The following is a 21,585-nucleotide window of genomic DNA, read 5'->3' as shown; positions in this document are numbered from 1 at the left end:
TATTTGCTCGAGAGTCATTGACAGACAGCACATTAGACTTCTCGAGAGATACACCACTAGGCGCGCGAACGTGCGCCGTTCACCGACACTCGCAACTCCCCCAACGGAACTTCGCGGCCCGATTCGCTTCGCACCTCGACGTGCACCGGCTCGCCCGTGGCATTATCTGCCACCGCCAGCGGTCCACCCCTTCCGTCGTGCAGATACTTGTCACCCCACTGCATGAGCGCGAGAACCGCCGGCAGTAGGTCCAGTCCCATCTCGGTCAGCACATACTCGTGCCGAGTCCGCTGTCCCGGCTCCTTGTAAGGCTGACGCTCGAAGATGCCGGCCTCGGTCAGTTCTTTCAATCGCGCCGACGCCACCGCCTCGGTAATGCCGACACGCGCTGCAAAATCATCGAAACGGGTTGTGCCGTAATAAGCCTCACGAAGGATGAGCATCGCAGATCGAGTGCCGACCACTTCCATCGCCCTACCGATCGAACAGTGCGTGGCCTGCCACGCATCCCGATCTTCGAGCACTCCGGCCAGTCGCACTGCGTCCATATACCCAGAATACGCCCTGACTTGCCATAGCCATAGCCAGGGTTTAGATTGCTGACTATGGAACTCAATAGCCAGCCTGTGCGGACGGGCCCACTTCTCGCGATATTGTCGGGCGCACCGTTTGTCGCCAGCCTGGACCTTTTTGTGGTCAACGTGGCTTTCGGCGATATCTCCAAGAGCTTTCCGGGCCATTCGCTCGGCGAATTCAGTTGGATCCTCAATGGCTACGCCATTGTGTACGCAGCACTGCTGATCCCCCTCGGACGCTGGGCCGATCGCGTCGGCCCCAAACGCGCCTTCATCGCCGGTCTCGCACTGTTCACGTTGGCCAGTGCCGCCTGCGCGTTCAGCCCTTCGCTCTGGATGCTCGTGGCATTTCGAATCGTGCAGGCAATCGGTGCCGCAGCCCTGACGCCAGCCAGTCTCGGACTCCTAATCAGCGCACTCCCGGCAGCGAAACGTCAATCCGGTGTTCGCATCTGGGCTGCAGCCGGTGCTGCGGCAGCAGCATTCGGCCCTGTTGTCGGCGGCATCCTCGTCGAGGCATCGTGGCATTGGGTGTTCCTGATCAACCTCCCTATCGGAATTGTCTTGCTCTACTTCGCTGTTCGACTGGTTCCTGACGCGGCAGAAAAGGACCCGAATGCCGGCATCGACCTGGTCGGTGCCGCATTGCTCACCTTCGGCATCGGCGCTCTCGCTCTGGCCCTCGTTCAAGGACCTGACTGGGGATGGACAGATCCGCGCGTCACTGTCGCCTTCGCTCTCGCCGTAGTCACCCTGATTGCGTTCTGGTGGAGCAACTCCCGTCACTCTGCACCCCTGATCGCTCCAGACCTGCTGAAGGTCCGCTCGTTCACCTGGTCCAATATCACCGCCATTCTGTTCAGCGCCACATTCGCGGCCGGACTGCTCTCGAACATCCTGTGGTTGCAAGAGGTCTGGGGATACTCAGCTCTGCGAACCGGCCTCGCGGTTGCGCCCGGGCCGATGATGGTCCCGATGTTCGCCATTGCGGGTGGTGCACTGACTCAGAAGTACTCGGCCGGCCGTGTCGCTGCGCTCGGCAGCGCGTTCTGGGCTGCTGGCACGCTACTCGTATTACTCTCTGTCGGAACAACTCCGAACTATGCCATCGAGCTTCTTCCCGGATGGATCATCGCCGGCATCGGCGTCGGCCTGGCACTACCCACCATCCTGTCGCAGGCTACCGCTGACCTACCGGCTGCCCGATCGGCTACCGGTAGCGCGGTTATCAGCATGAGCCGTCAGATCGGAACCGTGCTCGGAGTCAGCGTATTGATCGCAGTTCTCGGTGCCGCAGTCGATTACGAGACCTTCCGTCAGGCTTGGTGGGTCATCTTCGCGATAGCCCTCGTCTCCGCAGTCGCATCGCTCGGAATGACCCCCGCCGCCAATTCTGTTCCTGTCGTATCCGTCGTCCCTGAAAGGAATCTGTCATGAGAGACGCAGTAATCGTCGAGGCCGTTCGCTCTCCGATCGGCAAGGGTAAGGCCACCGGCGCGTTACACGGCATAAACGCCATCGACCTGCTGGCCCACAGTCTCGAAGCAGTGGTCGTGCGCACCGGCATCGACCCCGCACTGATCGACGACGTCATCGGCGGCGCCGTCAGTCAAGTTGGAGAACAGAGCCAAAATATCACTCGCACAGCATTACTCGCTGCCGGTTATCCCGAGTCCGTACCGGGAACGACCGTCGACCGGCAATGCGGAAGCAGCCAACAAGCCGTACATTTTGCCGCTCAAGGTGTGATCGCTGGAGCCTACGACATCATCGTCGCTGCGGGCGTCGAGTCGATGAGCCGAGTTCCCATGGGCTCCAGTAGTATCGGACGCGAATCGATGGGCGTGGGTTTCGAGGAACGTTATCCCGACGGTTTGGTCCCGCAGGGCATCAGTGCCGAACTCATCGCTGCCAAGTGGGGTCTGAGCCGTACTCAGCTCGACGAGTTCTCCTCGTCCAGCCACCGAAAAGCCTCGCTCGCAACCGAAAACGGCCATTTCGCCAAGGAACTCGCGCCACTGTCGGGACTCTCGTTCGACGAAGCAATCCGCCCTGGGACCACGGTAGAAGCTCTGGCCCGGCTGAAGCCTGCCTTCCAATCTGACTACTACGCAAAGCGATTCCCACAAATCGACTGGTCTATCACCGCAGGAAACAGCAGCCCACTCTCCGACGGAAGCTCCGCGGTCATGATCACCACCAGCGAGATCGCTGCCAAACTTGGCTTGACCCCGAAAGCGCGTCTGCATACCTTTGCCGTCGTCGGCGACGATCCGCTGTACATGCTCACCGCCGTCATCCCTGCTACGCGAAAGGTCCTCGCGCGAGCAGGATTGGATATCTCGGATATCGATCTGTTCGAGGTCAACGAGGCCTTCGCTCCCGTAGTCCTTTCCTGGGCAGCGGATACGGGTGCCGACCTGTCCAAAGTCAACGTTCACGGCGGAGCCATCGCACTCGGTCACCCGTTGGGCGCCAGTGGAACCCGCATCATGACAACACTGGTCAACGCCATGGAACAGCGAGGCGCGCGGTACGGACTCCAAACTATGTGCGAGGCGGGCGGGCTGGCCAACGCGACGATCCTCGAACGCCTGAGCTGATGCGCAGGTGGGAAGGTCAAGGTTGAAACTGCGACATGTTGAAAGGCCTCGGCCACACACCACGGGCTGAGCAGGGCGTTCGAGATTCCGTGGCCGACGACATCGGGTCACCGCTATTGCGGATGCCGACGCGCCGGTATCGTTCTAGGCGGCTACCACCACCTTCGACGTTCATGGAATAGAGACTTCGTGCGATCACGCAACTGTGTTACCGGATCCGTCCGGCCATACCTTTCTACTGATTCCACCGGAGGTCTGTGATGGCCGGCGGACTATTCGCATTGTTCGACGACGTCGCAGCGCTGGCTCGGATGGCCGCGGCGTCGATCGACGATATTGCCGCCGCGACAGGCAAGGCAACGGCCAAGGCAGCCGGCGTGGTCATCGACGACGCCGCGGTAACGCCTCAGTACGTCCGTGGGCTGGCGGCCGAACGTGAACTGCCCATCATCAAGCGCATCGCCGTCGGATCGTTGCGCAACAAGCTGCTGATCATTCTGCCGATCGCACTACTGCTCAGCCAGTTCCTCCCGGGACTGTTGACTCCTCTGCTGATGGTGGGTGGCTGTTACCTCAGCTACGAAGCAGTGCACAAAATCTGGGGCGCAATTTTCGGCCACGGTGACCACCACGACACTGCTGACGAGAATCCTCGCGACGAAGAGGAAGTTGTTTCCGGCGCCGTGCGTACCGATCTGATTCTGTCGGCCGAGATCATGGTGATCGCACTCAACACCGTCGCCGACCAGAGTTTCTGGAATCGACTGATAATTCTTGCCGTCGTGGCTGTGGTCATCACCGTCATCGTCTACGGCGTCGTCGGACTGATCGTGAAGATGGACGACATCGGTTTGCGGATCGCCGAGTCTTCGTCAGGCTTCACCCAGAAGGTCGGTACCGGACTCGTTCGCGGTATGCCGCACGTGATGTCGGTGCTCTCCGTAGTCGGCACAGCCGCAATGTTGTGGGTGGGTGGCCACATCCTTCTGGTCGGCATCGACGAATTGGGCTTCCACCCCCTCTACGACGCCGTTCACCACGGTGAAGAAGCTGTCAAGGACGTCGCCGGCGTCGGTGGGGTACTGGCGTGGATCGTCAACACTCTCGCGTCCGCCGCGCTGGGTTTGGTGGTAGGCGTCGTGATCGTCGCTGGGCAGTTGGGTATCACCCGCCTGCTGGCGAAGCGATCAGCCACCGTCTGACACCTATCGCCTGTGGCGGAGCACCATCTGCTCCGCCACTGCGTGCATGGCGCCGCGCAAGGACAAGGGTTCGAGCACTTCGACATCCGCGCCCAGACCGATCAACTGTGAGAGTGCGACGTCGAAACTCTCCAACCTCAGATCGACACCCACCCAACCGTCGCCATCAGCCTGGCCAGGCTCGACTCGAGCAGCTTCGACGCCCACGACGTCGGGGAGTCTGCGCCAGCCCTCTGCTGACAATCGCACCCGGCAGCCGAATCGCAGCAGCGATCGATCGAACTCCGCCATCGACGACGCCCACCACCTCGACAACTCGAATCCTTCGGGCCTGGTGAACGAATCTTCCAGTACCATCGGATCTTTGATACGGCCCACTCGAAACGACAGAGTTCGATCATTCAAGTTCGCCACGAGGTACCAGACCCCGGCTTTGATCACCAGCCCGAGTGGATCGACGGTACGTTCGCGGTCGCGGTACACGAACTGCATTCTCCGAGAATCCAATACAGCCGACGCAATAACCGGCAATCCGGAAACGTCATCGCTGCTACCGAACCATCCGGGTACGTCCACCAGAATGCGGTCCTGCCACAACTGTGCGCCCTCCCGAAGCGGCGCGGGCATCGTGTTCAGCAGCTTGGCGGCCGCAGATTCGGCAAAGTCCGTTCGGCCCAGATCAGCGGCGATGGACGGCACTCCCAGGAGCATCAGCGCCGACGTCTCGTCGTCGGTCATGCCCGAAAGCTTGGACTGCCAACCGTCGAGCAACCTGATGCCGCCACCCGGGCCGCTTTCAGTCCAGATCGGCACGCCCGCACCGGACAGCGAGGCCACATCGCGATAGACGGTGCGCCTGGAAACTCCGAACTCATCGGCCAGCTGCTGGGCGGTGGCGCCGCGGCTGCCTTGTAGTCGGAGCATCAGTTGGAGGAGCCGTCCGGAACGCACATCGGAAACTCTATCCAGTATCACTGACAGAAGTTGTCAGGGTTACGGGTGCAGAATGACCGTCATGGTTACCTGGAAGCAGTTCTCCGAAGAAGCACCCACCCTCGCCGAAGCTGTCGAAACGCGATTGAAGGCCCACAAGCATCACGTCCTCGCGACGCTACGCAAGGACGGATCACCGCGGGTCAGCGGAACCGAGGTAGAGCTGTTGAACGGGCTTATGGTGCTCGGCTCAATGGTCGGAGCCCTCAAAGCCAAGGACCTGCAGCGCGACGGACGGTACGCGCTGCACAGCAATCCGGGGCATCACACGATGGAGGGCGGCGACGCAAAAATCGCGGGATCGGCGCGAGAGGTCTTCGACGAAGAACTGGACGCGATACTGGCGAGCTATTCATATGAGGTGCCAAAACCCTTGCACCTCTTTGTTCTCGACATCAACGAGGTAGTTCACACAACCGTTGACGGCGAACACATGCATGTCGATCTTTGGAAGCCGGGCAAGGAGATAATCCGCTTCACCAAGTGACGTTCTTCTCGCAGTGCTCCCCGTTGGCGGACGTTTCGACCTGCACCGTCGCGTGCGAGAGCCCATGACTTTCGAGAACAGTTCGTGCTGATTCGAGAACGCGCGAAGAATCTGCGTCACTGGTCAGATGCACTGTCGCAACATCCATTCCGGTGGTCAGGGTCCAAATGTGAAGGTCGTGCACACCTACCACGTTGGGCAGTGCGGCAAGATCCGACTGGACAGCCTCGACGTCGACGTCGGCCGGAGACGCTTGGGTCAGAATGCGCAACGACGCGGCCGCCAACTTGAGTGCACGCGGCACTACCCACAGGGAAATGAGCACACCGACGACGACGTCCGCCCATGTCCAATTGAACAGGAGGACAACACCACCCGCGATAAGGACGCCGACGCTACCGACCGCGTCGGCAAGCACTTCGAGGTAGGCGCCGCGCACCGCGAGGCTGTCCTTGGAATCGCCTCGCAGCATGAGCATCACTACGATGTTTGCGACGAGACCCGCTGCGGCAGTGATGATGAGCGCGCCACCAGGAATTTCGGGTTCGTCGCCGATCCGGCCGATCGCCTCGTACATCACCCAGGCGGCAACGGCCAAGAGCATGGCCGCATTGGCCATCGCGGTCAAGACCTCGGCGCGATGCCAACCGAAAGTCCTTGCAGCAGTAGTGCTCCCCTTTTTGGCCAGCAGGAGAGCGGTCAATCCCATAGCCATGCCGACGACATCGGTAAGCATATGGCCGGCGTCGGCAAGCAGGGCGAGTGATCCGATGAGGAAGCCGACAGTCGCTTCGAGAACAAGGAAGGCAACGAGAATCGCGAGAGCGATCACCATCTTCCTGATGCGCTTCGGCGAGGGACCTACCCCAACCGAATCCGCTGCCGAATGACCATGTGAATGACCGTGCCCTGAAGCCATGATGCCGCTTACCTCCTGAGTTCACCCGATCATATGCATACATTCGCATATATACAATCGGTTCAGTGCGCGCCAGGATGAAGGTCCGTCAGTTCAGTGTTCCGGTTCGTACGCGGGTTTCGGGACCGTAGGCGGCAACGTCGCGATCGCCGAGATCCTCTTCATGCCTGCCACCTGCAGCAAATCGACCACGAGCGACCTGATCTGAGCAAACACGACAGTCGACGAAATTCCGGCGTTCTCCACGATCGACGGCTTCAGCTCCTTGGCCACCGACCGCAGCACTCGCGCCGCTTCAGCCTGGTCCGGCTGCTCCCCCGGCTCCGCCAGGATCATTTCTTTAAGGACGTCGACGGCCTTTCCCAACCGTTCCACCTGAGTCACCAACCGTGGATCAAGAATTTCGTCGTCACGCACCAAAGTCAGGGATCGACGCGAGAGAACCCGGATGTTTCGCATCGCATTGTCGATAGGATCGGCGGTGGCCATCAAACGTTCGAGCCGCGGCCGACTGTTCCAGTACAGCGGCGAGATCCGACTGATCTCTTGCCCACCTAGAAGATTGGTGCGCATACCGTCGATGGCAGCCTGGGTCGCGCGCGCTTTGCGGAGCGCCTTCACGATCGGCTCCGGATCGTTGGCGATCAGTCCGTCGGCAACCAACTCCAGCACGTCCGAGGCCGTCGCAAGAATTGCGCCGGCGTCCTTGCGCGCCCGACGCACCGGATGCGTCGGGATGATCGCGACTACCGCGATACCCACCAAACCGCCGACCAATGCATCAATCATGCGGTCGATTCCGCCACTTCCACCAGGCGGTATCAACGTTGCCACCAGCACTGCGGAGTTTCCGGCCTGCATCGCGAAGATCGGGCCGCTGTTCAACAGGACAGCCACCGACATCGCCAGCACGACCACCAAGCTGATCTGCCAAGGCCCGCTACCGATACCGGAGATGATTAGATCGCCGATACCGATACCGAGGGTGACACCCGCAACCAACTCGAGCGAGCGACGCAACCGGGCGCCCAAAGACAACCCGAGTGACACCACTGCGGCAATAGGCGCAAAAAAGGGCGAATGGTGCCCGATCAGCGTGGTGGCAACCCACCACGCCAACCCGGCAGCCAGTGCGCATTGAAGAATCGGTTGCGCCGACGTCTTCAATCGTCGAACCGACTTACGAACGCGTTCATTGATGCTGGACGCGCTCGGACGGAAACTGCTAACCGACGCCAAGCGCTTCGGCGGCGTTGGGATCGCAATCTTCGAGCAGATCAAGGCAGCGTGCGTACTCGTCTGCCTCGCCGATGGCCTTGGCTGACTTGGCCAGAACCGCTACACAACGAAGGAAACCGCGGTTGGGCTCATGGCTGTACGGCACGGGTCCGAAGCCCTTCCAGCCGTTGCGACGAAGCTGATCGAGCCCGCGATGGTAGCCGGTACGGGCATAGGCGTAGGCCGTGATGGTCTCGCCCTTGTCGAAAGCAGCCTCCGCGAGGTACGCCCACGCGATGGACGCGGTGGGGTGATCGGCTGCTACCTGAGCGGGAACAGCGTGATTGAGCAGTGCCGATTCCGCGTCGTCGTCACCGGGAAGCAAAGTGGGCTTAGGTCCGAGCAGGTCACCGAATTGGGTCATGAGGTTATTGTGCCCGCTTCGATCCTCCAACACCCGGCCGCCTCACCCGTGGTCGCCGTTACGACCGAAATACGTCAGTCGCTACCCCGACCGCTACAGCGCCTCGCTACCCCGACCGCTACAGCGCCTCGCTACGCTGGCTGCAACAACGCCTCGCTACGCTGGCTGACGCCCATGCCCCAGACTGAAGGATTCCCGGTGCCGGACCCGAAAGACGACAACTCGAACAAGATCGAGCAGGGCAAGAACTCGATCCCGACAGAACCGGCAACAGTCGTCATCCCCAAAGTTGCTCCCCCGCTCGGCAAGCCCCCTCTCGCCAAACCTGAGCGCGCCAAGCCTCAACGAGTGGGAGCCGCTGCCTCAATCCCGCCGGCGCAGCCCGGTCCCACCAGGATCGAACCGGCCAGAATTGAACCGACCATGGTGGGACCGACCACACCCGAGCCGACCAAGCGCAGCGGGAAGGCCTGGTACATCGCTGCCGCAACGGCCGTTGTTGCCATCGTCGCTGCGGTCGGTGTGGCGATCTATGTCTCGTCTGGCGATAACGCCGGCGGCAGTTCACCGCAAGCGCAGGTCCAAACCGCTATCAGCACGTACGTCGACGCACTCAACGCCGGCGATCTGGCGACTCTGCGCACCGCGACCTGTGGATCCCTCGCCGACTACTACCGCACCATTCCGGACGACGCATTTGCGCAGGTCCATCTGAACGCGGTCGCCCAGAAGTCGATTCCTCAGGTCAGTGCCGTCGACGCCGTCCGAATTACCGACAACACGGCGATCGCGCAGGTACAGGCCAGCATTCCGTCGACCGGCGAACAGTCCTGGCGAACGTTCGACCTCGAGCGCGCTGACGGAACCTGGAAGGTCTGCGACCCGAGCCAGACCACCGGGTAAAGAACCCGAGAAAACGAAACAGTGCGCTTGCGGAGTCCTTCAGACTCTGCAAGCGCACTGTCGATTGAGCGATTGAGCGTTTAGCTTCCGGACACCGAACGGCCGGCCGACTTCAGATCGTTGCACGCCTCGATGACACGAGCAGTCATGCCTGCTTCGGCCTTCTTGAGGTAGCTACGCGGGTCGTAGGCCTTCTTGTTTCCGACCTCGCCGTCGACCTTGAGGACGCCGTCGTAGTTCGTGAAGAAGTGACCGGCGATCGGACGCGAGAATGCGTACTGAGTGTCGGTGTCGACGTTCATCTTGATGACGCCGTACCGCAGCGACTCTTCGATGTCTTCGACCGAAGAACCCGAACCGCCGTGGAAGACGAAGTCGAACGGGTTCGATCCGTCGGCCAGACCGAGCTTGTTTTCCGCAATACGCTGGCCCTCGGCGAGGACGGCCGGCTTCAGCGTGACGTTGCCCGGCTTGTAAACGCCGTGGACATTGCCGAAGGTGGCAGCAAGAAGATACTTGCCCTGCTCGCCGACGCCCAGTGCGTCGACAGTCTTCTCGAAATCCTCAGCACTGGTGTAGAGCTTGTCGTTGATTTCGGCTTCGACGCCGTCTTCTTCGCCGCCGACAACACCGATCTCGACCTCGAGGATGATGCGCGCAGCCTTCGACAGTGCGAGCAGTTCCTTGGCGATGACCAGGTTCTCGTCGATCGGCACAGCAGAGCCATCCCACATGTGCGACTGGAACAACGGGTTCTGACCGTTGTTCACGCGCTCCTGCGAGATCGCGAGCAGAGGCCGGACAAAGGTGTCGAGCTTGTCCTTCGGGCAGTGATCGGTGTGCAGCGCGACGGTGATGTCGTACTTGGCAGCGATCACGTGAGCGAACTCGGCGAGTGCCACCGCACCGGTGACCATATCCTTGACACCCAGGCCGGAACCGAACTCGGCGCCACCGGTCGAGAACTGGATGATGCCGTCACTGCCGGCGTCGGCGAAGCCCTTGATAGCTGCGTTGATGGATTCGGAGCCGACACAGTTGATGGCGGGAAAGGCAAAGGAATGCTCCTTGGCCCGACCAAGCATCTCGGCATAGACCTCGGGAGTTGCGATAGGCACGGCGGGAGTCCTCCATTTACGTGTCGTTCGGAGCGCTCGGTGATGTGAAAGCGCTTCGTGTGGTCTTAGCAGTATGGCAAGTCCTGATCGCCGCGTCTCCTCGCGGTCTCAGCGCGCACTGACAACACTGCATCCACATGCGTCGACGACACTGCATCCACATGCGTCGACGACACTGCATCCACATGCGTCGACGACGCGGTGACCTGCGTTGGTGGGAAACACTCAGTTATGGCCGGTACTCTGGCCTCCGTGAATGTGCAGGCAGCAACTGAATCCGTGACGAACCTGGCCTTGCTGCCTGGCTTCCTCGATCCCGTGAACCTCTTGAATTCTTTCGGGACGTGGGTCTTGGTGGGACTGCTTCTGGTGGTGTTCATCGAATCCGGCCTGCTGTTCCCTCTCCTGCCCGGCGATTCACTGCTCTTCACGGCAGGGTTGATCGCGGCCTCGAAGTCGACCGAGATCGAGCCGTTCGCCCCGTTGTGGGTGTTGTTGGTGACTATTCCGATTGCCGCGATCCTGGGCGATCAGGTGGGCTTCTTCATCGGCAGCAAGGGCGGAACTGCTCTGTTCAAGAGCAATGACTCCAAGTTCTTCAAGAAGAAGTACATCGACGAATCGCATGCGTTCTTCGAAAAGCACGGCCCGATCACCATCATCTTGGCCCGTTTCGTGCCGATCGTCCGCACCTTCGCGCCTGTTGTTGCCGGTGCCTCGAAGATGAAGTACTCGCTCTTCCTCACGTACAACATCGTCGGCGGCATTCTCTGGGGTGCAGGCGTCACGTTGCTCGGCTACCTTCTGGGGCAAATCCAGTTCATCCGCGACAACGTCGATTACATCTTCATCGGCATCGTCCTGGTATCCGTCCTGCCGATCGCCTTCGAAATCGGCAAGCGCCTTCTGGCCTCACGACGCGGCGGAACGGCGGATACTTCGATTACGGACAATTCCGTGCCTGTGACCGAGGAACCCAAGCTCTGATCACCAGAACAGAGGCGAGAAACTGACCACCATGACGACCGCGACCGGCAGTTTCTCGGCACTCGAAACTGCCGGTCCCCTGCTGGTCTGGATCATCGTCATCACATTCGTCTTCGTCGAATGTGCAATCATCCTGGGTTTGTTCCTTCCCGGCGATTCCCTGCTGATCACTGCAGGAATCGTGCTGGCCGGCCACGAATCCGGTGCGGGTCACGTGTGGGCTCTGGCGGTGGGTGCGATGATCGCTGCGATCGCCGGCAACCAGGTCGGGTACGCCATCGGCCACCGCACCGGTAACCACATCAAAGCCCGCAAGGGCGGCAAGTACTTCACCGAGAAGAACTTGCACCGCGTCAACATCCTCTTGGAGAGGCACGGGTTCTGGGCTGTCCTCGTCGCCCGCTGGATCCCGTGGGTGCGCACACTATGCCCGATGGTCGCGGGCGCAGCGAAGATGAACCACACTCGCTACACGATCGCGAGCACCATCGGCGCAATCATCTGGGCACCGGTGCTACTGCTCATCGGGTTCTACGGCGGCTCATTTCTCGAACGAGTGCCGTGGCTCTTTCCTGCTGTCTTGATCGTGATGACCATCAGCCTGGTGGTCGGCACCGGTCTCGGAATCTGGCAGTACCGCAAGGAGATGGCACGTCCCGCCGAGGACGTGGAGGTCGAGGAAGTTCTCGACTGATGTCAGGAACGCTTGCGCGGATATCCTGCTGCCGAGACGACGTAGGCCGCCTCCATCAGCATCCAACCGCCCACCTGAACCGATAGATCCCGCTCGGGGACGCTCGACGAGCGAACGGTGCCGCCGGCAAATGTGGCCAGCGAACCGGAGAGGCTGGGCAAGGTCGCATCCGCGGTCCAGTCGTGACCGAACAGCGGCAATCCCTCGATCTGCAGGCGGTTCTTCCACGCTGCTTCCGCCGACGCCAGAACGATCTGCGCCGCGATCTCCTTCGCCCGAATATCCTCGTTGGTTTCCCACGACAGGTTGACTACGACGAAGGCCAGATAGCGCGTCAGGATCGCGTTGAACAGGCCCCCGTCACCGCCACCGCCACCGGTGATCACGCCGTGATCGGTCATACCGTCGTACACGGCGTCGACCAGCGCATGAACACGCTCCCGATGCCGCGGCTCACCCAGCCTCGTCGACAATTCGGTTTCGAGGCCGAGGGTCACGCCTTGGCAGTACGAGTAGACAGCACGCTCGAGGGTGCCGTCGCGGCGGATACCGTCGAAGATCAGACCGGACTCGGGATCACGCAGAGTTTCGTCGATCCAATCGGCAGTTGCCTGTGCTCGCCACAGCTTTCCCGTGCGAGCGAGCATGATTCCGGCCGGGCCGTTGGCGGGTGTGTTGTAGAAATCGGAACCCTTGCACCACGGAATCCCGCCGCCGTCCTCCGGCGCCCAGGAATCGAAGAGTTGAGATTCGAGTGCCTGGACAGCGGTGCGGTGGTCGACCGAGAAGAGTCGTTGAGCGCGTTCGAGCGACAAGCCGAGCCACGCCATGTCGTCGTAGTAGTTGTTGGTCCACGCGCTGACATTCCGGACGCGGACGCCGCGCGCAACCTTTGCAACGCGGCGCCGACGCCGGGGCGTCGGGTCGCGTTCGAGTGCATCGACGGCAGTGTCGAGCAAGTGTGCCTGCCACCAGTAATGCCACGGCCGGAACATGCGCTCACGCCGCACAGCAGGCCAGGCGACGACACCCAATGCTGTTCTGGGCATCCCCCACAACCGCCGCAGATGCCGACTGACTATTGCCCCTTCGGCCGCGTCTGCGCGCTCCGCCCACACTTCCTGCATAGGACACATCCTGGTCTGTCGGAGCCGCGTGCGCTAGCCGGTAACTGCTGTGGCGATGCTCAGGTCAACGAGAGTCGCGCAGATCCGCATGCTCGCGCACCCAGGCATGCATTGCAATACCCGCTGCCACGCCAGCGTTAATGCTGCGCGTCGAGCCGAACTGCGCGATCGATACCGTCATGGACGCAACCTCTTTCGCGAGTTCCGTAACTCCGGGGCCTTCCTGCCCGAACAACAGGATGCAGTCTTTCGGAAGGCTTGCCGTTTCGAGTGGAACGGATCCGGGTGTGTTGTCGACGGCAACGATCGTGAGCGAATTCTCACGCGCGTATTCGACGAGTTCACCGATATCGGCATGGTGCACGATGTGCTGGTACCGGTCGGTAACCATCGCTCCACGACGGTTCCACCGACGTCGACCCACGATGTGTACTGCTGCCGCGGCAAAGGCGTTGGCAGTGCGCACCACGGTGCCGATGTTGGCGTCGTGCGCAAAGTTTTCGATCGCGACATGCATGGGATGACGCCGGGAATCGATGTCGGCAACTATCGCTTCGCGTGTCCAATACCGATACTCGTCCAACACATTTCGCCGGTCGCCCTCGGCCAGGAGTTCCCGGTCGTAGCGCTCGTCCGCCGGGAGTTCTGTTCCGTGAAACACGGCCCACGGTCCGACGCCGTTGGGGTTCTCGCCCCATTCTGTCGGGCCGACCTCGTCGGCCGGATCAACGCTCACGTCGGACATCAGAACACCTCGTTGGAATCGGCAGCCACGGTGAAACCGTGGGTTGTCTGCTCATTGACACACGAGACATCCGTCGCCGTGGTAGTACATGTGAAGCCCAGCTTAGCCAGTGGCGTTCCGGCCGGAAGCACCGGATCGGTGTCGGGTCCACCAGATGTGTACAGCTGGCCACCCGAGCACATGAATGCGCCCTCACCCTCATTTTCGACGCGAATTCCATTGCCCCAGTTGACCATACAATTTTCTGGGCGCGACGGAATCGGAGTGGTCGTTCCCTCACACCCCGCCTCGGTGCGCGTGGGCAGTTTGATGATGCCGCACTGGAAATTTCCGTCCGGACTGGTGAAGTAGTACGACTCGTTACGCTCGAAATGCACGTCGGTGAGCGTTGTCGTCGGGGCCACGGTGGTGGTGGTGACGGGCACCGTCGTGGTGGTTGTTGTCGTGGCAATCGGAACCGTCGTGGTCGTCGAGGCGGCCGCCGGAACTGTCGAACTGGGCAGCGCCGCCACAGTCGGTTCCGATTCCGCCTCTCCGCCGCACCCGGTCAGCACCAGCACCGAACCCACGCCGACACACAGCAATCCCCAGCGACCACGAACCACTCGAACAACCTCCACGCACGTCTTTTCTCGACCGACGGATCGAACATGAACTATATCGCGAGACCTACTACGTGCTGGTCACACGCTTGTTGGTCAATCTCGACAGCCAGGCCGGCGAGAATCGGGACACCGCAAGAAACAGTTTGGCCTGAGTGCCCACGGGATAGTGAACCTTGGGGATACGCCCGACGCCGCGGGTGGCATCCCAGAGTTCCGCAGCGACATCGCTTGCGGTGAGCTTGATCCCGAGCGAACGAGTGGCACCGGTATCCATTCCGGTGACCATCGCCGTTTGAACAAACAAGGGCCACAATGCAATTACCCGAATATCATGCTCGGCCCATTCGAGGTCGAGCGCCTCGGTGAGCCCTCTGATTGCAAACTTGGTGGCGCCGTAGGTTGCCAGTTCCGGTTGTCCGTAGATGGCCGACGCCGAGCACAGATTCACCACCTGAGCGCCCTCGGTGTCTCTCAGATACGGAAACGCCGAATACGTGCCGTTGAGGGTTCCGGTGACATTGATGTCCACCATTCTCCGATGCGCGGCAAGGGAAATGTCCTCGAACCGTCCCGAAGACAGAACGCCCGCGTTGTTGACCAGGATGTCGAGACGACCCGATGCACCGGTGAAATCGGCCAACTGTTTCGCCCACTGATCCGAGTCGGTCACATCCAGCGCGCCGGTCACGACAGTGCCACCGAATCCTCCGATCTCGGCAGCCAACGTCTCCAGGCCGACCTCGTCGATGTCGTATGCACCCACGCGATACCCGTTGCGCGCGAACAACAACGCGCTCTCCCGTCCGATTCCCGCTGCCGCGCCGGTAATGAGGACACTCCGCTCGGCCATCCGTCAGACCTTCTTGCGCCCGAGCGCGAGCATGCCCTCGACCAGCATCAACTGCGCAGCCGCATACGACGCCAGAATGATGCCCTCGGCAGCTGCTCGGCCCGCATTGCCGCGAATAAACAAGCGTCGCACAACAATCAGTCCGTCGGAAGCGGTGAACAGCACGCCACCCAGACCGAGCCATGACCGTCGGTCGCCGTTCGGCACCACCACGTCGAGCACTGACTTCGATTGCGGCGACAACCCGGGATCTGCCGACAGTGTCGAGGTGGTACCCAACATCAACCCGTATCCGGTCAACGGCGTCGACACCGACGGCGCCTTCGCGCGCAGCAGTCCAGAAGCTGTGGACCATCCACTGACTCGCGGTTTGAGCGCCGCCTTCGTCGGCCGCGCGCCCCGTCGCAACAACAGCGCCGAATAGCTCGCCTGCATCACCGCGAACGACGATGCGCCCTTCACCAATCGACCGTCGTTGTCGGGGTCGATCATGAACACATCGCCGATGGTTGCCGCAGCAAGGCCGACCAGAAGCAGAGCGGTGTCCGCGGTGTCCGTCTCGGATCGCTTGCGCAACACCCGCGCTGCGAGCGACGGTGCGATCAGCGGCTTGGCGATCTGCTGAACACGCTCATTGCCGAGCACTGCTCCCGCTACGGTTGCCGCCGTCGCTGCCACAAAAACTGCGTGCTCGATGCCCCATTTACCTGCCATGCCAGTCCTCCTCGCTTTGCGGCACCTGAGTGAAATACCGTCGGAGACGGAGGTGGTACCACGTCCGAGTCGACCGTACTGGGTAATTCAGGCAGCATCGCGGGATTTGACGTCCGCGCCGTATTCGTCGACGTAGTCCTGACCGGAGAGGTCGCACAAAGTCGCCATCAGTTCGTCTGTCGCGGCGCGCACCACGGCCTGATTGGCGCGTAGTTCGCGATACCGCGAGAAATCGATAGGTTGCCCCACAACGATTCGAACCCTGCTGAATCGCCACATCCGGGTCCCCGGCGGATTCACGGCGTCACCACCGTGAACGACAACGGGAATGACCGGGACTCCGGTTTCCAACGCAACACGTATGACGCCCGTCTTACCCTTGTGCAAGCGTCCGTCCGGCGACCGTGTCCCCTCGGGATAGATCCCCCACACCCCACCGGTATCGAGGATTCCAATCGCGGTGTCCAGCGCAGCACGCGACGCGTCGGCCCCCGTGCGATCGATCGGAACCTGACCCGCGCCACCGAAGAACCACCGTTGCAACGCACCCTTGATGCCGCTGCCCGTGAAGTACTCGCTCTTGGCGACAAACGTAATCCGCCGACGTACCTTCAGCACAAGAAAAAACGAGTCCACGACGGCTCGATGGTTGCCCGCGAGAATCACCGGGCCATGTTTCGGAATGTTGTCGCGGCCTTCTATTGTCGGCCGCCCGAACACCCAGAGAACCGGGCCGATCAATACATATTTGAATAGCCGATAGAGCACGCCGACATCCCCGTCCAGTTGCACAGCATCTACCTCACCGATACTAGACACTGTGCACTCTGCGTCACCGACGCGAAGTTTTACACACTCATTACCCTATGCAATGATACGGGCGTGCCAGATCAAGAACAGCGACGACGCGACCTACTGGTCGAGCTGGTAAGCAACACTCACCGCTTCACAAAAATGGCGACTTCACTTGCCTCAGAGCGCTATCCCCGAACGTGGCTCCGCGCGCTGGCACTGCTCGAAGAACACGGGGAAATGCGTATCAGCGACTTCGCCCGTCTCGACCATTCATCACAACCGTCGGCGACCGCTGTCCTACGCACCCTCAGCGAACGCGGACTCGTCGAACGCAGCTCCGACCCTGACGATGCCCGAGCAGTCCGAGTCGCAATGACCGACGTCGGGCAGAAGACTCTCGCGGACGGGCGAAACGCAATCGCCGATGCTCTAGTCCCACACTTCAGCCACCTCGAACCCGAGCAGATCGAGCGGCTGACACAAGGACTCGCCGAGCTACGATCCATGATCCATGGGCGTTCCGCCCTGTGAGCCTTTTTGGTAGCGGGCGCTACCAAAAAGGCGCACAGGCGCTAGTCCAAATTCAGGTCTTCCAAGCCCAGCAGTGAGCGGTACTCGACGCCTTCGGCTCCGATGACGGCGTCTGCGCCGGTCGCTCGGTCCACTACGGTTGCCACACCGACCACGATGGCGCCGGCGTCGCGAAGAGCCTTGACTGCCGTCAGCGGAGAGTTACCTGTCGTCGTGGTGTCCTCGACAACAAGAACGCGCTTGCCGACCACATCGGGGCCCTCGATCTGACGTTGCATTCCGTGCGCCTTGGCAGCCTTACGAACGACAAACGCGTCGATCGGACGCCCGGGCGCATGCATGATGGCCATCGCGACGGGGTCTGCGCCCATCGTCAAACCGCCGACTGCGTCAAAATCCCAATCCGCAACCAGGTCACGCAGCAACGAACCGATCAACGGTCCGGCCTTGTGGTGAAGCGTCGCACGACGAAGGTCGACGTAATAGTCGGCTTCCTTGCCCGAAGACAACGTCACCTTTCCATGTACAACAGCCAATTCACGCACCAGCGCAGCCAAATCTTCACGATCGCTCATGAGTGCTCAGCCTACCGACCGCGGCGCCGTGGCAATAATCATCGGGCTCGACATTTACGTGCGACCCTGACCTCGGGCGACAAATTTGGTCATCTTGCGAACCAGCCCCTTGGGAATGAGACGACCAGCAGTAGTGAGCACCTTGTACTGGATTCCGGGAATGCTGATGACCTTGTTGTCTGCCAAGTCTTTCATCGATGCCGCGACCACCTGATCGACGCTCAACCACATCGCCTTCGGCATCGCAGACATCTCCAGCCCGGCCCGCTCGTGAAACTCCGTATGGATGAAACCCGGGCACAGAGCCTGGACCTGAACACCCGTTCCGGCCAATCTTCCGGCCAGCCCTTCGGTGAACGAAATCACGTACGCCTTGCTTGCCGAGTACGCCGAACTGGTCCCGGGCAGCAATCCGGCCACACTCGCGACGTTGAGGATCGTTCCGTGTGCGGACGCGATCATGCTGGGCAATGCGGCGCGGGTCAGACGCATCACGGCGGTGACATTGACATCGAGTTGAGATTGCAGGAGCGCCGGATCAGAGGTCCAAAATTCTCCCGACGTACCGAACCCGGCGTTGTTGACCAGAACTTCGACGCCCTTGGCCAAGCGATCGGCAACCGCGTCACGCCCCGGTTCCGTCGCGAGGTCGGCAACAAGAATTTCGGATTCGGTGCTGAACATGGTGGACAGTTCCGATGCAAGATCGTGCAGTCTCACTTCGTCGCGAGCGACAAGTACCAGGTCGTAACCGAGCGATGCATATTTTTTGGCGAACCCTGCACCGAGACCTGAAGTGGGACCGGTGATCAGGGCTACAGGACGCACAGGGCGATCCGAGTTCGATGACGACATACCGGCCACGCTAGTGCGTCACGCCGCGAAAGGTGCGGCTTACCCCTGTCTCAATCGACGGGTCGGACGGTTCCTGAACGTTGTGGGCCGGAACCTGGTTTCGGTGTGTTCGAGGGGTCGGGTGCCGGTGCGTTTCGACGCTGCGACTCCGGAGCCTCTCGACGCTGCGACTCCGGAGCCTCTCGACGGGGCACATCTCGAACGGCTGACGGTAGGTCGCGCGCTACGGGTGCATCGGAATCACTGACGACCGGTGCGTCGGAAACGTCCGGGCGGGGGCGCGGTCGCGTCGGGTCGTGATCAACTTCGAGTTCGCTCGGATCGGTGACCGGAGGAAGTACGTGCAGGATGCCGGACAACCGGGCAACAGCTTCGATAGCGGCGTCCCAATCGCGGCCGCTGCTCGATACCGGCAATGAACCCAGGGTCCAACGACCCTCACTCCACAGCATGCTCAAAGCCGGGGGTACTGATTCGGTGAACGCGACCATCCGCTGGTCACAGACTCGGCGGGCGATCTCGAGGTCCGTGGCAAATACAACACGCGGTCCGATTGCGCCCAGCAGATTGAGGTCGCCGTCCTTGGGCGGAGCCGTCGACTTCAAACGGAGATCGATATCGACGTCGGATCCGATCTCGCGTCGAACAGCCACGATGGTGGCGGTTTCTTCGAGGTCGAAGAGCACGAACTGCTCACCGCGACGATTGCCGCGCACGACGTCGGTCGCAGTCAGATAATCCTGATTGGCCATCGCTGCGCGATGCCACTCGCCTGCCAGCTGATCGTCACTGCCCGTATACGTGTAGCCCTGCGCTTTTGCCCAGATCTGACGTACTCGGCCGGATTGATCGCGCCTCGTTCGATCGACGTACAGAAGCGCACCCGCGCCGGCGAGTGCTATTGCTGCGAGTCCGAACCACATTCCAGTCATCACTGCTCAGAGTAGCGACTTAAGACGACAACCTCCCGCGACACCCTGACGAATGTGTCCGGTGTGTCCTTGCCGACGTCGGCAAGCTCTAGTTACCGAACGACGGCAATGAGGTGTCGAGAATTGTTTTGGCGGTCATCGTGCCGTTCTCCAGCGGAGTGCCGTCGACGACGATGTTGTCCCCCGGTTGCAGATCTGCGACGGACGAGCGGTTGAACGCGATCAACGTGGTTTCCGGCGTGGTGAGGACGGTGGTCTGAGACCCACCGATCGAGTTGATGACCAGGGTGGTGCCGTCGTTGGAGACGACTGTGCCGACGGCTCCGCCGGCTTTGCCGATCACGTCGCCGAGTCCGCCGGGCAGCTTGTCGAGGGGAGATGTCGTCGTGGGCGACGGCGCCGGTGTGGTGGTCTTGGGTTTTGGCGTTGTGGGCGCCGGTGCATTGGTTGTCGGCGGAACAAATGCCGTCTGAGTTCCGGAATCATTCGACGAGCCGAAGACTGACAGACCGATGATCGCGATGACGGCAACAAGAACTCCGACGACGCCGGCTGCAATCCAGGTTCCGAATTTGCGACGCTTTCCCCCGTCCGGCGATCCGTTGTCGATGAACGGTTGTTCGGGCGGAATCCCGCCGCCGGCTCTCCCACCGGCCACCGGATATTGCTCCGAGTACGGCGGGTAAGCCTGCGTCGCGCCTGGTGGCGGCGCCCCCGGATCGAGCTGCGGGTTGTAGGCCGGAAACGCCTGCGTCGGATTCGGCTGGTTCGGCGGGTATTGCTGACCCAGGTTCTCCGTGGTCTGATCCGGCCCACCGTAGGGGTATTGCTGTTGCCCCTGATACTGCCGCGGAATCTCGAAGTGCTCGGTCGGCTGATCCGGGTTCGGGTCGCCGCCAGGGTTTCGCGGATCGTTCTGATCAGTCATGGCTAGCCCACCTTCAGTTCGGACATGCGAGTGCGGACGTACATCCGCCGGTCGAGCATTCAGCCATCCAGCGTAGAACAAAATGCGAAAGCCCCGCCGATCCGAAGTGGATCGGCGGGGCATTTCAGTTCACCCGATCAGGCGCGTTCACATGATCAGGACAGAACCAACTGATCTGCATCCTCACTGACACCGACGTGCACCGTATCGCCGTCCTGGACCTTGCCGGCCAGGAGCAGCTTGGCGAGCTGGTCGCCGATGGCCTGTTGGACCAACCGGCGCAGTGGCCGAGCGCCGTACAACGGGTCGTAACCGCGTACCGCGAGCCACATCCGGGCCGCGCCGTTGACGTCGAGGGTGAGTCGACGCATCGCCAGACGCTTCTGCAACTGCTCGAGCTGGATGTCGACGATGTGCTCCAACTGCTCTTCGGACAGGGCATCGAAGATGACCACGTCGTCGAGACGGTTGATGAACTCGGGCTTGAACGCGCGTCGTACTGCGTCCATGACCTGTTCCTTGTTGCCACCCGATCCCAGGTTCGAGGTCAGGATCAAGATGGTGTTGCGGAAGTCCACCGTACGGCCTTGACCGTCGGTGAGCCGTCCTTCGTCGAGCACTGCGAGCAGTACGTCGAAGACGTCGGGGTGAGCCTTCTCGACCTCGTCGAAGAGAACCACCGAGTACGGGCGCCGACGGACTGCTTCGGTGAGCTGGCCGCCGGATTCGTAACCGACGTATCCCGGAGGGGCACCGACGAGTCGGGCCACCGAGTGCTTCTCACCGTATTCGCTCATGTCGATGC

Annotated in this window: 25 protein-coding genes; 8 read left to right on the top strand and 17 right to left on the bottom strand. The window is 61.3% G+C overall.

What is annotated here, in order from left to right; translation table 11 throughout:
• Nucleotides 1–56: 56 nt before the first annotated feature.
• On the bottom strand, nt 57–548 hold the full coding sequence (locus QM600_RS12830) for a winged helix-turn-helix transcriptional regulator (RefSeq protein ID WP_283261835.1): 492 nt from the start codon (nt 546–548) through the stop codon (nt 57–59).
• Nucleotides 549–605: 57 nt separating this feature from the next.
• Here QM600_RS12830 and QM600_RS12825 point away from each other — a divergent pair, with 57 nt between their 5' ends.
• From QM600_RS12825 to QM600_RS12815, 3 genes are all read left to right on the top strand, one after another.
• Nucleotides 606–2,012 carry an MFS transporter gene (locus QM600_RS12825; RefSeq protein ID WP_283261834.1) on the top strand — a complete coding sequence of 469 codons (1,407 nt, stop codon included), beginning with the start codon at nt 606–608 and terminating at the stop codon, nt 2,010–2,012.
• The gene (locus tag QM600_RS12820) at nt 2,009–3,178 is read left to right on the top strand and encodes a thiolase family protein (RefSeq protein WP_283261833.1); all 1,170 of its coding nucleotides are present in this window, start codon (nt 2,009–2,011) and stop codon (nt 3,176–3,178) included. Before QM600_RS12825 ends, QM600_RS12820 begins: the two co-directional genes overlap by 4 nt.
• A gap of 260 nt (nt 3,179–3,438) precedes the next feature.
• Complete coding sequence (locus tag QM600_RS12815) at nt 3,439–4,380, top strand: DUF808 domain-containing protein (RefSeq protein ID WP_283261832.1); 942 nt, start codon at nt 3,439–3,441, stop codon at nt 4,378–4,380.
• Nucleotides 4,381–4,383: 3 nt separating this feature from the next.
• On the opposite strand, the gene QM600_RS12810 is transcribed toward QM600_RS12815, so the two are convergent.
• Nucleotides 4,384–5,331, bottom strand: a complete 948-nt coding sequence (locus QM600_RS12810) for a helix-turn-helix transcriptional regulator (protein WP_283261831.1) — start codon at nt 5,329–5,331, stop codon at nt 4,384–4,386.
• 64 nt (nt 5,332–5,395) lie between these two features.
• On the opposite strand from QM600_RS12810, the gene QM600_RS12805 reads away from it, so the two are divergent.
• A complete protein-coding gene (locus tag QM600_RS12805; protein ID WP_283261915.1) occupies nt 5,396–5,860 on the top strand; it encodes a pyridoxamine 5'-phosphate oxidase family protein in 465 nt (154 codons plus the stop codon).
• Here QM600_RS12805 and QM600_RS12800 read toward each other — a convergent pair.
• The 3 genes from QM600_RS12800 to QM600_RS12790 all read right to left on the bottom strand — a co-directional run bounded on the left by QM600_RS12800 (nt 5,850) and on the right by QM600_RS12790 (nt 8,421).
• Entirely contained in the window at nt 5,850–6,779 is a 930-nt protein-coding gene (locus tag QM600_RS12800) for a cation diffusion facilitator family transporter (RefSeq protein ID WP_283261830.1), read from the bottom strand. The genes QM600_RS12805 and QM600_RS12800 overlap by 11 nt on opposite strands.
• A 93-nt stretch (nt 6,780–6,872) precedes the next feature.
• A complete protein-coding gene (locus QM600_RS12795; protein ID WP_283261914.1) occupies nt 6,873–7,979 on the bottom strand; it encodes an FUSC family protein in 1,107 nt (368 codons plus the stop codon).
• A 25-nt stretch (nt 7,980–8,004) separates the two neighbouring features.
• Nucleotides 8,005–8,421 carry a DUF3151 domain-containing protein gene (locus QM600_RS12790; RefSeq protein WP_283261829.1) on the bottom strand — a complete coding sequence of 139 codons (417 nt, stop codon included), beginning with the start codon at nt 8,419–8,421 and terminating at the stop codon, nt 8,005–8,007.
• 174 nt (nt 8,422–8,595) lie between these two features.
• Here QM600_RS12790 and QM600_RS12785 point away from each other — a divergent pair, with 174 nt between their 5' ends.
• Nucleotides 8,596–9,324: an Rv0361 family membrane protein gene (locus QM600_RS12785; protein ID WP_283261828.1), complete on the top strand. Its 729-nt coding sequence runs from the start codon at nt 8,596–8,598 to the stop codon at nt 9,322–9,324.
• 80 nt (nt 9,325–9,404) lie between these two features.
• On the opposite strand, the gene fbaA is transcribed toward QM600_RS12785, so the two are convergent.
• Nucleotides 9,405–10,442: a class II fructose-bisphosphate aldolase gene (gene fbaA / locus QM600_RS12780; protein ID WP_283261827.1), complete on the bottom strand. Its 1,038-nt coding sequence runs from the start codon at nt 10,440–10,442 to the stop codon at nt 9,405–9,407.
• Nucleotides 10,443–10,673: 231 nt separating this feature from the next.
• On the opposite strand from fbaA, the gene QM600_RS12775 reads away from it, so the two are divergent.
• Entirely contained in the window at nt 10,674–11,429 is a 756-nt protein-coding gene (locus QM600_RS12775) for a VTT domain-containing protein (RefSeq protein ID WP_283261826.1), read from the top strand.
• Between the two features lie 31 nt (nt 11,430–11,460).
• Nucleotides 11,461–12,123: a DedA family protein gene (locus QM600_RS12770; protein ID WP_283261825.1), complete on the top strand. Its 663-nt coding sequence runs from the start codon at nt 11,461–11,463 to the stop codon at nt 12,121–12,123.
• A gap of 2 nt (nt 12,124–12,125) precedes the next feature.
• Here QM600_RS12770 and QM600_RS12765 read toward each other — a convergent pair whose 3' ends face one another.
• The 6 genes from QM600_RS12765 to QM600_RS12740 form a co-directional block, all read right to left on the bottom strand.
• Entirely contained in the window at nt 12,126–13,250 is a 1,125-nt protein-coding gene (locus QM600_RS12765) for a glycoside hydrolase family 76 protein (protein ID WP_283261824.1), read from the bottom strand.
• Between the two features lie 64 nt (nt 13,251–13,314).
• Nucleotides 13,315–13,995 (bottom strand): TrmH family RNA methyltransferase, encoded by a 681-nt coding sequence (locus QM600_RS12760; RefSeq protein ID WP_283261823.1) that lies wholly within the window; start codon nt 13,993–13,995, stop codon nt 13,315–13,317.
• Nucleotides 13,995–14,600, bottom strand: coding sequence for a DUF6636 domain-containing protein (locus QM600_RS12755; RefSeq protein ID WP_283261913.1), 606 nt, complete (start codon nt 14,598–14,600; stop codon nt 13,995–13,997). The genes QM600_RS12760 and QM600_RS12755 overlap by 1 nt, the downstream gene beginning before the upstream one ends.
• A gap of 67 nt (nt 14,601–14,667) precedes the next feature.
• Nucleotides 14,668–15,450, bottom strand: coding sequence for an SDR family oxidoreductase (locus tag QM600_RS12750; RefSeq protein WP_283261822.1), 783 nt, complete (start codon nt 15,448–15,450; stop codon nt 14,668–14,670).
• Between the two features lie 3 nt (nt 15,451–15,453).
• Nucleotides 15,454–16,164, bottom strand: coding sequence for a lysoplasmalogenase (locus QM600_RS12745; protein WP_283261821.1), 711 nt, complete (start codon nt 16,162–16,164; stop codon nt 15,454–15,456).
• 87 nt (nt 16,165–16,251) lie between these two features.
• The gene (locus QM600_RS12740; RefSeq protein ID WP_283261912.1) at nt 16,252–16,932 is read right to left on the bottom strand and encodes a lysophospholipid acyltransferase family protein; all 681 of its coding nucleotides are present in this window, start codon (nt 16,930–16,932) and stop codon (nt 16,252–16,254) included.
• 114 nt (nt 16,933–17,046) lie between these two features.
• Between QM600_RS12740 and QM600_RS12735 the strand changes: the two genes are divergently transcribed.
• Nucleotides 17,047–17,490: a MarR family winged helix-turn-helix transcriptional regulator gene (locus QM600_RS12735; protein WP_283261820.1), complete on the top strand. Its 444-nt coding sequence runs from the start codon at nt 17,047–17,049 to the stop codon at nt 17,488–17,490.
• 41 nt (nt 17,491–17,531) lie between these two features.
• Here the strand turns inward: QM600_RS12735 and pyrE are convergent, their stop codons facing one another.
• The 5 genes from pyrE to QM600_RS12710 form a co-directional block, all read right to left on the bottom strand.
• Nucleotides 17,532–18,065 (bottom strand): orotate phosphoribosyltransferase, encoded by a 534-nt coding sequence (gene pyrE / locus QM600_RS12730; protein ID WP_283261819.1) that lies wholly within the window; start codon nt 18,063–18,065, stop codon nt 17,532–17,534.
• 54 nt (nt 18,066–18,119) lie between these two features.
• Nucleotides 18,120–18,920, bottom strand: a complete 801-nt coding sequence (locus QM600_RS12725) for an SDR family NAD(P)-dependent oxidoreductase (RefSeq protein ID WP_283261818.1) — start codon at nt 18,918–18,920, stop codon at nt 18,120–18,122.
• Between the two features lie 50 nt (nt 18,921–18,970).
• Nucleotides 18,971–19,843, bottom strand: a complete 873-nt coding sequence (locus QM600_RS12720; RefSeq protein ID WP_283261911.1) for a TtfA family protein — start codon at nt 19,841–19,843, stop codon at nt 18,971–18,973.
• Nucleotides 19,844–19,940: 97 nt separating this feature from the next.
• Nucleotides 19,941–20,780 carry a DUF5666 domain-containing protein gene (locus QM600_RS12715; RefSeq protein ID WP_283261817.1) on the bottom strand — a complete coding sequence of 280 codons (840 nt, stop codon included), beginning with the start codon at nt 20,778–20,780 and terminating at the stop codon, nt 19,941–19,943.
• A gap of 155 nt (nt 20,781–20,935) precedes the next feature.
• A partial coding sequence (locus tag QM600_RS12710; RefSeq protein ID WP_283261816.1) for an AAA family ATPase occupies nt 20,936–21,585 on the bottom strand: 650 nt, incomplete at its 5' end.

Origin of the sequence: Rhodococcus sp. IEGM 1379 (assembly GCF_030056815.1) — a bacterium.
Classification (GTDB): Bacteria; Actinomycetota; Actinomycetes; order Mycobacteriales; family Mycobacteriaceae; genus Rhodococcus_F.
Note: the sequence above shows the minus strand (reverse complement) of the source record. Positions and strands in the feature narration are given on the sequence as shown.